The organism is Brevibacterium antiquum CNRZ 918 (genome assembly GCF_900169145.1).
Taxonomy (GTDB): Bacteria; Actinomycetota; Actinomycetes; order Actinomycetales; family Brevibacteriaceae; genus Brevibacterium; species Brevibacterium koreense.
The window spans coordinates 157,127-169,779 of the sequence record NZ_FXZD01000009.1; the positions used below are offsets into that span (position 1 = coordinate 157,127).

10 protein-coding genes are annotated in these 12,653 nt (G+C 64.0%); 4 read left to right on the plus strand and 6 right to left on the minus strand.

Annotation, left to right across the window (positions count from 1 at the left end; all coding sequences use genetic code 11):
• Positions 1 to 156: 156 nt before the first annotated feature.
• The 3 genes from glyA (at position 157) to BANT918_RS13525 (ending at position 3,701) form a co-directional block, all read left to right on the plus strand.
• On the plus strand, positions 157 to 1,575 hold the full coding sequence (gene glyA, locus BANT918_RS13515; RefSeq protein ID WP_208618114.1) for a serine hydroxymethyltransferase: 1,419 nt from the start codon (positions 157 to 159) through the stop codon (positions 1,573 to 1,575).
• Positions 1,576 to 1,671: 96 nt separating this feature from the next.
• The gene (locus BANT918_RS13520; RefSeq protein ID WP_101620758.1) at positions 1,672 to 3,024 is read left to right on the plus strand and encodes a sensor histidine kinase; all 1,353 of its coding nucleotides are present in this window, start codon (positions 1,672 to 1,674) and stop codon (positions 3,022 to 3,024) included.
• The gene (locus tag BANT918_RS13525; protein WP_101620740.1) at positions 3,021 to 3,701 is read left to right on the plus strand and encodes a response regulator transcription factor; all 681 of its coding nucleotides are present in this window, start codon (positions 3,021 to 3,023) and stop codon (positions 3,699 to 3,701) included. Before BANT918_RS13520 ends, BANT918_RS13525 begins: the two co-directional genes overlap by 4 nt.
• A 42-nt stretch (positions 3,702 to 3,743) precedes the next feature.
• Here the strand turns inward: BANT918_RS13525 and BANT918_RS13530 are convergent, their stop codons facing one another.
• Both BANT918_RS13530 and BANT918_RS13535 read right to left on the minus strand, forming a co-directional pair.
• Positions 3,744 to 4,505: a 3-hydroxyacyl-CoA dehydrogenase gene (locus BANT918_RS13530; protein ID WP_101620741.1), complete on the minus strand. Its 762-nt coding sequence runs from the start codon at positions 4,503 to 4,505 to the stop codon at positions 3,744 to 3,746.
• Between the two features lie 192 nt (positions 4,506 to 4,697).
• On the minus strand, positions 4,698 to 5,279 hold the full coding sequence (locus BANT918_RS13535) for an NADPH-dependent FMN reductase (protein WP_101620742.1): 582 nt from the start codon (positions 5,277 to 5,279) through the stop codon (positions 4,698 to 4,700).
• Between the two features lie 375 nt (positions 5,280 to 5,654).
• Between BANT918_RS13535 and BANT918_RS13540 the strand changes: the two genes are divergently transcribed.
• A complete protein-coding gene (locus tag BANT918_RS13540; protein ID WP_101620759.1) occupies positions 5,655 to 6,317 on the plus strand; it encodes a TetR/AcrR family transcriptional regulator in 663 nt (220 codons plus the stop codon).
• 300 nt (positions 6,318 to 6,617) lie between these two features.
• On the opposite strand, the gene BANT918_RS13545 is transcribed toward BANT918_RS13540, so the two are convergent.
• The 4 genes from BANT918_RS13545 to BANT918_RS13560 form a co-directional block, all read right to left on the minus strand.
• The gene (locus BANT918_RS13545) at positions 6,618 to 8,405 is read right to left on the minus strand and encodes a dipeptide ABC transporter ATP-binding protein (RefSeq protein ID WP_101620743.1); all 1,788 of its coding nucleotides are present in this window, start codon (positions 8,403 to 8,405) and stop codon (positions 6,618 to 6,620) included.
• On the minus strand, positions 8,405 to 9,436 hold the full coding sequence (locus BANT918_RS13550; RefSeq protein ID WP_233429404.1) for an ABC transporter permease: 1,032 nt from the start codon (positions 9,434 to 9,436) through the stop codon (positions 8,405 to 8,407). Before BANT918_RS13550 ends, BANT918_RS13545 begins: the two co-directional genes overlap by 1 nt.
• A complete protein-coding gene (locus BANT918_RS13555; protein ID WP_101620744.1) occupies positions 9,436 to 10,527 on the minus strand; it encodes an ABC transporter permease in 1,092 nt (363 codons plus the stop codon). The genes BANT918_RS13550 and BANT918_RS13555 overlap by 1 nt, the downstream gene beginning before the upstream one ends.
• 190 nt (positions 10,528 to 10,717) lie before the next feature.
• Complete coding sequence (locus BANT918_RS13560) at positions 10,718 to 12,349, minus strand: ABC transporter substrate-binding protein (protein WP_101620745.1); 1,632 nt, start codon at positions 12,347 to 12,349, stop codon at positions 10,718 to 10,720.
• Between the last annotated feature and the right edge of the window lie 304 nt (positions 12,350 to 12,653).

Below are 12,653 nucleotides of genomic sequence, written 5' to 3' on the forward strand. Positions count from 1 at the left end.
ACAGCGGTGCTGATCGTTCAACGTTCGCACGATGAACCTCATACACACTCTTGCGGCTCGGACCGCGGAATTCTGACATCGATTGCCTAGGATCGAAGGCATCCGGGCGCACCGGCCCGGTCGCGCCACGAGTCCACCACGACGAAGGAGTCGCCCTTGTTCCAGACACCGCAGACCTGGGTTCCCGCCGGCAGCCGCGAACGCATCGAGGCCATCTCCCGCACCCACCTCGGCGAGAGCAGTCGCAATGGGAGCCGCGATAGCAGCCGCGGCGACACGAGCGCCACCATGCCTGAGGTCGTTGCAGGCATCGAAGACCTCATCGCCGCCTCGGATCGGCTCCACGACGAGGAGGCGTTCAATCTCAACCCCGCCTCGAACGTCCTCAACCCACGTGCGGCGGCCCTGCTGTCCAGTGGCTCGGGCTCACGGACCTCCTTGGGCTATGCGGGTGAGAAGTACGAGATGGGCCTCGAGCACATCGAGCAGGTGGAGGTCGTCACCGCTGAACTCGCCGCCCGCCTGTTCAACGCCTCCTTCGCCGAGGTGCGCGTGCCCAGCGGCGCGATGGCGAACCTCTACGCGTTCATGGCCACATGCCAACCCGGCGACGACATCATCGCCTCCCCGACCACGATCGGCGGGCACGTCACCCACCACGCCGAGGGCGCGGCCGGGCTGTACGGGCTCAGGACCACCGGAGCCCCGGTCAATATCAACGCCTACAGCTATGACCTCGACGCACTCGCGGCACTGGCCCGCGAGGTGAAGCCGCGACTGATCACTATGGGTGGCTCGCTCAATCTCTTCGAACATCCCGTGGCAAAGGTCCGCGAGATCGCCGATGCCGTCGGCGCCCACCTCCTCTTCGACGCCGCCCACGCGTGCGGGATGATCGCCGGCAAGCAGTGGGCCAACCCACTCGACGAGGGTGCTCACCTCATGTCGATGAGCACGTACAAGAGCCTCGGCGGGCCCTCCCACGGACTGCTGCTGAGCAATGACGCCGAGCTCTCGGAGCGCATCGACGCGATCGCGTTCCCCGGGCTGACCGCGAACTTCGACGCAAGCGCCGTCGCTGCGCTCGGCGTGACCCTGGCCGACTGGATCGAATGTGGTGAGGACTATGCATCCGAGATGAGGGCGAGCGCATCCGCCCTGGCCACCGAGCTCTCGGCGCGCGGTGTCGAACCTTTCCGCTGCAGGCAGGGCTTCACCGACTCCCACCAGTTCGGGCTGCTGGCCGCACCCTTCGGCGGGGGCATGAGAGCGGCCCGGACCTTGGAGCGCGCCGGCTTCCTCACCTCGGGCATCGGCCTTCCCGTGCCCGAAGAGCCCGGAGTCCAGAACGGCCTTCGCATCGGCACCCCGGAGATCGTGCGCCGAGGGATGACCGCCGCCGATATGCCCCGGATGGCCGAACTCATGGCGCGGGCCCTCGACATCGGCCGGACGCAGGACACGACCGTGGCGGAGACGGGGGCAGAGCCCGGCACCGAGGTGGCTCTGAGCGAGATCGCCAGCGAAGTATCGATGTGGCGCAAGGACTTCAGCGAGGTGAAGTTCACCGCTTGAGTGACGAACGCGGCCGCTCACCATCGGTCATCGGCACGGTCGATCTCATCCTTTCGGACGACAACAGCGGCCGAGTGCGACCGGTAGCCTCGAGTGGTGACTTACCATCGCGGCGGCAACACTCTTCTGCATGCTCTCTTCTGGACGGGCGTCTCCTTGGCAGTCGGCGTGCTCATACTGGCCATCGGCGTCGGAGCCCAATGGCCAGATCCGCAGGATGCCGGGGCGCAGGCGGGGGCGCTCCGCGCCGAATTGTTCGTCCACATCGCCTTCGGCATCGTCGCTCTGGCCTGCCTGCCGATCGTCCTGCTCTTCGACGGGCGGACCATCCCTCGCAAGACCCTGCGACCCAAGGTGCTCGCCGCAGAGAAGTTCCGCGATTTCCTGACCGCCAGCGGCCGCGGAGGGGAGGAATTCCTCGCCGAAGACGGGTCCGTCGAATCCCTGCAGCGTCGACCCGGCGGATGGATTCCGGTGGCCGTCGGGCTCCTCGGCATCCTCCTCGGTACGATCAGCCTCCTCGGCGCGGTCGCCGCCTCCGCCCTCCTCATCACGTTGTCGGCACGTCGCAGCTGGTCACTCGACTTCGCCTGTCTCGCGGTCGCAATCGCTTCCCAGAGCATGGCCTATACGCTGACACCGAACGCGTTCGGGCAGTTCGAGCTGCCCATCTTCCTGGTCAACGGCGCTGTCTTCGCCATACTCGTCGTCATCGGGGTCATCCGCGGTGCACGCGAACAGGGTCTCATCGACACGGCAGCCCAGACCCTGCTGCGCGAACGTTCCCGCCAGGACCGGGCCGTCGCCGAGGTGCGCCGCGGGATTGCTCGAGATATGCACGACTCGCTGTCGCACCATCTCAGTGTCATCGCCATGTACTCCGGTGCCCTCTCGGTGCGCCGGGATCTCGACCCCGAATCCGTGCATGAGAGTGCGCGCCTCATCGCGGCCAGCGCTCGCCGCTCGGGCATCGAACTGCGTGAGGTGCTGACGATGCTGCGCGGAGACGATCAGGGCACCGTGATCGATCCCGACCTGGAACGCCTCATCGCCGACCGATCAGACACTGTGGAACTGACCTACACACAGCCGCTCACACCGGAGTTCCTGCATTCTGTCGGGGCGCTGGAACGCACGACGATCTATCGCTTCGCCCAGGAGGCGATCACGAACGCGGTCAAGCACGCCCCCGGGCAGAAGCTCCTCCTCACTCTGTCGTGGATTTCCGAGCTGGAGAGCGTCGAGATGCTCGCATACAACGCCCATATCGCCGAGGCTCCGACAGTCGCGAAAGCGCGGGAACAGTCGCTGGCTGGATCTGGACTGGGCCTGCTCGGACTCAAAGAGAGGATGGAAGCCATGGGTGGAGACCTCAGCGTGGCTCGGACCCCCGCTTTCGAACTGCGCGCCCGGATCCCCGTGCCGCAACTGAACGAGGAGATCGCGTGAGCATCAGAGTCATCATCGCCGACGACGAGTCCCTCATGCGTTCGGGCCTGCGCCTCCTCCTCGGCGCGGCCGATGACATCGACATCATCGCCGAGGCGGCCCATGGTGCCGAGGCCATCGAACTCTCCCGTGAGCTCGCACCTGACATCATCCTCATGGACATCCGCATGCCCGTCATGGACGGGCTCGAGGCGACCCGGACCCTCATGGCTCAGGCCTCCCACCCCGAGGTTCTCATCCTCACCGCCTTCGGAACCGACGAGTTCGTGCTTCAGGCACTGCGCTCGGGAGCGGCCGGCTACATCCTCAAGGACACGCCCCCGGACGAACTCATCCATGCGGTCCGGGCCGCTGCGAACGGCACCAGAACCCTGTCTCCGAGCGCCATCGACTCCCTGCTGGGAGGGGCCACCACCTCGGCGACGGAGGCGGGACGTTTCGGGCCCACCGGTGCCGGGGCACTGCAGAACTCCAGTGGGCCCGACCCGCTGGAGCCGCTGACCTCACGAGAACGGGAGATCGCCGAGGCGGTCGCAAAGGGTTTGACGAATGCGCAGGTGGCACGGGCGCTGTTCGTCTCCACAGCCACGGTGAAGACCCACCTGGCGCGCATCTTCTACAAACTCGACGTCAGCACCCGCGTCCAGCTGGCCCTGCTCGTCAACGAAAGACGCTGAGCCGCTCAGAGTTTCAGCAGCCCAGCGGCCTTGCAGTTCAGATCATTTCGGGGCCATGCGGATGGCACCGTCGAGACGAATGGTCTCCCCGTTGAGCATCGGGTTGGCGATGATCGATTCGGCGAGCTGCGCGTATTCGGCGGGCTTGCCCAGTCGGGAGGGATGGGGAATCGACTTCGCCAGGGATTCCTGAGCCTCTTCGGGCAGTCCGGCCATCATCGGGGTCTCGAAGATTCCCGGTGCGATCGTGACGACGCGGATCTGTGAGGATGCGAGTTCGCGTGCCATCGGCAGGGTCACCGCGGCAATGGCCCCCTTGGACGCGGAGTAGGCGATCTGACCGATCTGGCCGTCGAAGGCCGCAACCGAGGCGGTGTTGATGATGACGCCGCGCTCTTCGCCCACAGTCTCCTGTGCCTGCATGGCAGCTGCAGCCAGACGACACACGTTGACGGTGCCGACGACGTTGATATTGAGGACCTTCGAAAACGCTTCCAGGGCTAGCGGGCCCTTGCGCGAGACGAGCTTTCCGGGGGTCGCGACTCCCGCGCAGTTGACGACGACTCGCAGCTGGCCGAGGCCGGTCGCCGTGTCGACGGCGGCCTGAACCTGCTCCTCGTTGGTGACATCTGCGGAGACGAAATGGGCGTCATCGCCGAGTTCTGCGGCCACCTGTTGGCCCACCTCGGCGTTGAGATCGACCATGACGACCTGGGCGCCGGCGCCCAGGAGTCGTTCTGTGGTGGCGCGGCCGAGCCCGGAGGCGCCGCCGGTGACGAGAGCGACTGTGTTGTTGAGATCCATGAGAGTCCTTCGTATCACTGAGTGAACGTTGTGTTGATTCGACCCTAACTCAGGCCCGTGGGCGGGGTCACCTCAGGGGAGGCGGACGGGACTCAACGACGGAGCCCGCCGGTCACTCGGACCGGCGGGCTCCTGATGCGTCACCACCGGGCGAAGGGCTGCTTCACCTGCGGCTGGGCAGCGAAGTGAGTGTCAGGCGGCCTGCTCTTCGGACGCGGAATCCTCGCGCACGGACTTCAGGGCTTCGCCCCAGCTCACGAGGTCGGTGAGCATCGATGCGAACGGGGCCGCGGAGACGTCAGTCGGAGCAAACGTGCCATCCGCGACATCGGTGAAGAGGCTGAAGGAGGCCTGGTCGCGCACAACAGCCAGCTTGTAGTTGGCGAGGATATGGCGCAGGTGCTCTGCGGCACGCACACCCTTGTCTGCGCCGTAATTCACGATGCCGGCGACCTTGTGGTTGAACTCGGTGGCGACGAAGTCGAGGGCGTTCTTCAGCGATCCGGAGATCGAGTGGTTGTACTCAGGGGTGACGAAGATGAAGGCGTCGAATTCTGCGAGCTTGGCGCCCCAGGCCTTGGTGTGGTCGTTCTGGTACATGTTCGCGCCGGCCGGGATGACCTCGTCGAGCAGCGGCAGATCGAAGTCGGCGAAGTCGACGACCTCGGCGCGCACGTCCTCGCGACCGGCCAGCTGGTCCTTGGCCCAGGAGACGATCTGCGGGTTGAGTGCCTGCGGGCGCGAAGTTCCGGGAATGATGGCGATGTTGAGCATGTCCGTCCTCAGTTTGTTCATAGGCTGCGATGTCAGGTGACGTTGGCTTCAGGAGATCGGCAGCGGCAGTCTTCGGCCGTGCGAGCCACACTTTCCAAACATGATTGAATCATCAATCATTCCCGCTCGGCGATGTGATTGGCGTTACCCTCGGCTGCCCGCTCGGGTGGTGCTTTCAGGCGCCTGCTCGGGGTGGTGTTTTCAGTCGCCGGTCTGGGGTGGCCTCCATCTGTCGACCAGAGCCAGCGCATACCTCAGCAGCGCAGAGATCGCCGAATTCTGGCTGGAAACGGCCATTCGCGGAGCAACGTCATGTATTCTCGGTTGGCAAGTGAAAGATTGTTCGATATCCGACTGCCAGGGGGCACAAGCACCGTGAGATCAACCAACGGCCGCAACAACATCCTCCGCTCGGCTCGGGACACCTTCGCCGCGAAGGGATTCGATGGTGCCTCCATCCGCGATATCGCGCAGGCCGCCGGACTGAGTCTGTCCGCACTCTACTACTACTTCCCGTCCAAGCAGGAAGCTCTGTACGAGCTCGTGCATACGGCGTACACCTGGTACAGCGAGCACTGCCGAGCCGTCATCGCCGAAGTGGGCGACGATCCCACCGAGCAGCTGACCGTGGCGGTGCGCTACCTCGCCCGCTACCGCATAGAGAATGTTTCGGTGTCCACGGTGCTTCTGCGCGACACCGAACGGCTGACCGGTGACAATGCCGCCCGCGTGAAGGAACTTCAACGCGAGGCACGAGTCATCATGGGCGACATCGTCCAGGCAGGCATCGACGCAGGTACGTTCGACGTCGACAGTGCGCAACTTGCCACACGTGCAATCCATTCGATCTGCAACTCGCTCTCACTTTGGTACCGCCCCACCGGTGATCTGACACCAGACACCATCGAACGCGACTTCACGCAGTACTCGCTGCGCATCCTCGGCGTCGACCCCAGCGCCGAGGAGCTCAGCCGCCTGCTGGCACTGCCGATCAGTCAGGCAGGCATGCTCGACTTCATCTCCGACGACAAGGCCTGAGCTCGCTCGGTCACTTGCTCGCTCGTGCCGGATGCGGTGATAATGCACCGCATCTGCACTCAGCTCCGTCGGGTCGACAGCCTCAGCAACCTCCCGGGCGCTGGGCAACCCCGCTGAAGGTTGCTCAGCGCCCGTGGTGTTGCTGAGACCGTGGGGAACTCATTCTGAAGGTTGCTCAGCGCCCGGGAGGTTGCCGACGTCGGCCCGGCACGACTGCCCGCGACTGCGGTCCTCGGCTGGCAGTGCTCCGCTCAGCCGACGGCAGTGCTCCGCTCAACCGGCGGCGGTGCGCTCCGAGCCTCAGCCCGCGGCGGTGCGCAGGTTGCGGGCCAGTTCGCGTCTCTTCGCCTGCTCATCCGGGTCCGGAACGGGCAGGGAGGCGATGAGTCGCTTCGTGTAGTCGGTGCTCGGCGACCCGAGCACCTTCTCGCCTGTCCCCTCTTCCAACAGCTCGCCGTGGAACAGCACTCCGATGCGATCGGAGAGCATGTCGACCACGGCCAGATCGTGGCTGATGAACAGGGCCGCGAAATCGAACCTGTTCTGCAGCTCGACGAACAATTCAAGCACCTTGGCCTGCACGGACACGTCGAGGGCCGAAGTCGGCTCGTCGGCGATGAGCAGCTCAGGATCAAGCGCCAGTCCTCGAGCGAGCGAGGCTCTCTGCCGTTGACCGCCCGAGATCTCGTGCGGGTACCTGGCCGCATAGGCCGTCGGCAGCTGCACCGAGTCGAGGAGTTCGAGCACCCGCTTGGACCGATCCTTGGCGCTCATGTCCCGCCTGTGGATGGCGAAGGGCTCCGCCACACACTCGCCGATCGTCAGGTGCGGGTTGAACGAGGCCGCAGGATCCTGGAACACGAATCCGATCCGACGCCGGATCGGGGAGAATGCGCGTTCCTTGAACCCGACCATTTCATGCCCGAGGACCTGCAGGCTCCCACCACTGGCCCTGGTCAGGCCGGCGATGGCACGACCGATCGTGGTCTTGCCCGAACCGGATTCGCCCACCAGACCGTAGACCTCGCCGGCCTTGATGTCGAAGCTCACGGACTTCACCGCCTGGAAGTCCGGGCGCCCGAGCCCTCCCGGATAGACGATGTCCAGGTCGCGTGCGACGACGATGGAGTCCCGTTCGTCACGGCCCCTGCCGGACCCACGTTCGTCACCGACGTCTCCCGGCTCCCCCACCGAGGTGGTCCCTGTCCGGTCGCCCTCACGTTCCTCGGCCGCGGCGGCCTTGCGGCTGCCGACGACCGTCGACCCCAGCCGCGGGACGGCTCCGAGCAGGTCTCGTGTGTACTGCTCCTGCGGATCGTTGAAGAGCTGTTTGACCGGCGAGACCTCTATGAGGTCACCCCGATACATCACAGCGACCCGGTCGGCGAGATCGGCGACGACACCCATATTGTGGGTGATCAGCACGATCGCAGTCCCGGTCTCATCGCGCAGGTCTCGCAGCAGGTCGAGGATCTCGGCCTGAACGGTGACGTCGAGTGCGGTGGTCGGCTCATCGGCGACGATGAGCTTGGCTCCCAGCGCCAACGCCATGGCGATGACGATGCGCTGCTTCTGCCCACCGGAGAACTGGTGTGGGAAGTAGTCGAAGCGGTTCTTCGCATCGGGGATCCCCACCTGCTCCATTGCCGCGACGACCTTCGCCTTGAGTTCGGCCTTACTCGCCTTCCGATTGTGCGCGCGCAGTCCTTCAGCGATCTGCCAGCCCACAGTGTAGACGGGGTTGAGCGCAGTCGACGGCTCTTGGAACACCATCGATACGTCACTTCCGCGCATCTCGCGCAGCTGCTGGCTGGAGACGCTGAGGACATCCTTGCCGGAGATGATGACCGCGCCCGAGCGCTGGGCGGTCTCGGGCAGGAGCCCGAGGATGCTGCGCGCGGTCACGGTCTTGCCGGAACCGGATTCGCCCACGATCGCGAGCACCTCACCGGGGGCGACCGACAGACTCACGTCCTTGACGGCATGCACATCGCCGCCGTCGGTGGAGAAGGTGACATCGAGCCGCTGGACGTCGAGGATGCTGTTGCCAGGACTGTCTGGGCTGGCTGTCTTCACGTTCTTACTCATCACTTGACCTCCACGGACTTGGCGATCTTCGTCTTCGCTTTGCGACGCACTCTCAGGCGGGGATCGTTGAGATCGTTCATCGATTCGCCGACCAGGGTGATGCCCAGGACCGTCAGCACGATGGCCAGTCCCGGGTACACCGAGGTCCACCACACACCGCTGGTCACGTCCGGCAGCGCCTTGTTGAGGTCATAGCCCCATTCCGACGCCGAGGTGGGTTCGATGCCGAAGCCCAGGAACCCGAGTCCAGCCAGGGTCAGAATCGCCTCTGAGGAGTTGAGGGTGAATATCAGCGGCAGGGTCCGCGTGGCGTTGCGGAAGATGTGCTTCGAGATGATTCGGGTCTTCGAGGCACCGAGCACGATCGCCGACTCGACGAAGGGCTCTGCCTTGAGGCGCAGGGTCTCCGCGCGCACGACGCGGAAGTACTGCGGGATGAAGACTACGGTGATCGAGAATGCGGCCGCGGCGATGCCGCCCCAGGCGCTCGATTGACCGCCGGAGATCGCGATCGACATGACAAGCGCGAGCAGCAGGGTCGGGAAGGCGTAGACCGCGTCGGCGATGACGACGAGGATCCGGTCGAGCCAGCCGCCCAGGTAGCCCGAAACGAGTCCCAGAATGACACCGGCGAAGATCGACATGATCACGGCCACGATGATGACGGCAACAGCGGTCTGGGCGCCCCAGACCACTCGGGAGAAGACGTCGTAGCCACCGACTGTTGTGCCCCAGATGTGGGTTCCGCCGGGTGGCAGCTTCGAACCGAAGTTGCCATCAGCGGTGCCCAGCTGATTGAAGCCGTAGGGGGCGATGAGCGGGGCGAAGATCGCGCAGATGAGGACGATGCCGCACAGGACGAGCCCGGTGACGAGCATTCCCCGCTGCAGACCGACGGACTGGCGCAGGTGGGAGACGATCGGCAGTCGGGCGAACCAGGATTTTTTGGCCACGTCATCGCTGGTGATGGCGGGGACACCGGAGCCCGGAGCCGCCTTGGCGACGTTCTCGTTGTTCTCTGGAGTGGACATCAGTACCTCACTCGGGGGTCGATGAAAGCGGCGACGACGTCGACGAGGAAGTTGGTCAGCGCCACGATGATGGCGAGGAACACCACGATTCCCTGGACGGCGACGAAGTCGCGGGCAGTGAGATATTCGGCGAGTTTGAAGCCGAGGCCCTTCCACTCGAACGTCGTCTCGGTCAGCACGGCACCGGCGAGCATGAGTGCGATCTGCATGCCCATGACCGTGACGATCGGGATCAGCGCGGGACGGTATGCGTGCTTGGTGACCAGACGGTATTCGGAGATTCCGCGGGACCGACCCGAGTCGATGTACTGCTGCCCCAAGGTGCCGATGAGGTTCGTGCGGACGAGCCGGAGGAAGACTCCGGCCGTGAGAACACCGAGGGCGATCGCTGGCAGGACCGCGTGGGCAAGCACGTCGCCGAGGACTTCGATGTTGCCGATGCGGATCGCGTCGATGATGTAGAACCGGGTGGGCCCGACCACGCCGGACATGATGTATTCGGTCTCGGTGGTGCCGCGGCCCGCGACGGGCAGAATGGGCAGGAATACGCCGAAGACCAGCTTGAGGATCATGCCGGCGAAGAAGACCGGGGTGGCGTAGCCGAGGATCGCGAGGATCCGAAGCGCCGCATCGGGAGCCTTGTCCCGATGGTATGCGGCGAGCATTCCCAGTGGGATGCCGAGGATGAAGGCGACGATCAGGGCGTAGAAGACGAGCTCGACGGTCGCGGTTCCGTAGTTGAGGAGAATACTCGACACGGGCTGCCCATCGGAGATCGCCGTGCCGAAGTCGCCCTTGAGCAGGTTGCCCATGTATTCGAAGTACTGGACGAGGATCGGGCGATCATAGCCGGCGGCGTGGATACGTTCGGCCAGTTGCTCCGTGGTCAGACGCCCGCCCATCGACGCGGAGATCGGGTCGCCGGTGATCCGCATGAGGAAGAATACGAGTGTGGTGAGGATGAAGATGGTGGGGATGATGAGGACGAATCGGATGAGGACGTAGCGCCCCAATCCGCCTCCCGAGGGCTTCTTCACCGCGACCGAGGTCTCGGCGGCCTCCGCCCCAGGTTCGCTTGTGGCTGCAGACATGTGTTCCTTTGGCTTTCGTCGGTAGACGGTTGTGTCGTCATCAGACGTGGATTGCATCGGGCGTCGATCGTGTCTTCGCCCGGGTGACGAGGTGCGAACGCACGACGAGGTGCAGGTGGACCGTGCGGCTCACCTGCACCTCGTATCGAGGGTCAGTACACTGACCGTCGAGGTATTGCCGTGCGCGGTCTCACTTGCTCAGCAGCGCCAAACGGAACTGGAACGCGGGATCGAGGGTGTCATCGACGCCCTTCACATCCTTGCCGGACACTGCGATCTGGTTGCCCTGGAGCAGCGGCAGAGTCGGCAGCTCCTCGGAGAGCTGACCCTGGATCTTCTTCAGTGCGTCCGCACGCTCGCCCTCGTCAGCAATGGAGGACTGAGCGTTCAGTTCCTTGTTCATCGTCTTGTCCCGGTAGTGGTTGCCCAGGAAGCTCGGCGTCTCGTCCGTGTCGTAGAAGAACGGAACGAGATAGTTGTCTGCGTCCGAGTAGTCCGGGAACCAACCCAGCTGGTACATCGGGTAGGAGTCGGCGGTGCGGTCCTTGTTGTACTGCACCCATTCCGTCGACTGGAGATTGACCTTGAATAGTCCTGTCTTGTCCAGCTGATCCTTGACCAGGGCGTATTCGTCGCCCGAGGAGGGACCGTAGTGGTCGGGGTTGTACTGCAGGTTGAGTTTGACCGGAGTCTTGACGCCGGCGTCCTTCAGAGCCTTCTTCGCCTTGTCGACGTCGGGTGCTCCCTGACCGTCTCCGTACTCCGACTTCAGAGGCTCATCGGCACCCGGCAGCCCTTCGGGCACGTGAGAGTACAGCGGCGTGAAGGTGTCCTTGTAGACCTGAGACGCGATCGCCTGACGATCGACCGAATCGGCCATCGCCTGGCGCACGGCCAACGACTTCTCCTCATCGGCGTCGTCAGTCTTAGCGCCGAAGGGCATCGTGTCCATGTTGAAGACGATGTAGCGGATCTCTCCGCCCGGCCCCTTGTGCACCTTGAGGTCATCCTTCGTGCCGAGGTCTTCGATGTCGGTGGCCGACAGCGAACGCCAGGCCACGTCGATCTTGCCCTCCTGGACCTCGAGCTTCATGTTGTTGGCATCCGAGAAGTACTTCATCTGCACGGTCTCGGTCTTCGCCGGATCGATGAAGCCCTCGTAGTCCTTGTTCGCCTTGTAGGTGAGCAGCTCGTTGAACTTGAACCCGTCGATTGTGTAGGGACCCGCGAAGGCCTTGCCATCGACGATTGCCTGATTCTCGGTGATCTTGTCCGCCTCGAACACGTCCTCGTCGACGATCGGTCCCGCGGCGCTGGCGAGGACTCCCGGCCAGGTCTGGTCGTTCTCGCGTTTGAGGTTGAAGACCACGGTCTGCTCATCAGGAGTCTCGACCGATTCCAGGCCGCCGAGGAGGGACGACGGTCCGTTCGGGTCCTGGATCTTCAGCTGTCGTTCGAACGAGAACTTCACGTCCGAAGAGGTGAGTTCGTTCCCGTTGGCGTATTTCAGCCCTTCCTTGAGTTTGACCTCGTACTTGGTCGGCTCGCTGAAGACCGCCGACTCCGCAATGGAGGGGTTGAGGTCTGCGGTGCCCGGCTTGTAGGCCAAGATGAACGGATAGACCTGCTGTTCGACGAGCGAACTTCCGTTGTCATAGGCACCGGCCGGGTCGAGGGCGACTACCTTGTCTGTGGTTCCCACGGTGAGGGAACTACCGCCTTCCTCGCCGTCTCCACCTGTGGTCGAGGTCGAGCATGCCGAGAGTAGCAAAGCGCCGGCAGCGGCGATGGCCACTGCCTTTGCACCAGTTCGACGTTTCATTGTGTTCCTGTCATCCAAAAGTGCTCTCCGTGTCGTCTTTGCTCGGAGAGATCCGCATCACATCTTACGGATCCTGTCCCAAATAGTGAACTGAACCGTATGATTCGACCCACTCTGTCACCACTTTGAAACATAACGTCGGTCTCAGTGAAATCGTCGTCCGCCCCGACTTCTCGGGGGTGAGTCCCATAGAGTGGTGGCATTCCCACCAGGGACTTTACCCCCAAAAATGTGAAGAACCATCGTGGGATCCCGCTAGTAGTTCCGCCAAGAACCTCACGAAAGGCATCCCACGATGGCTGAC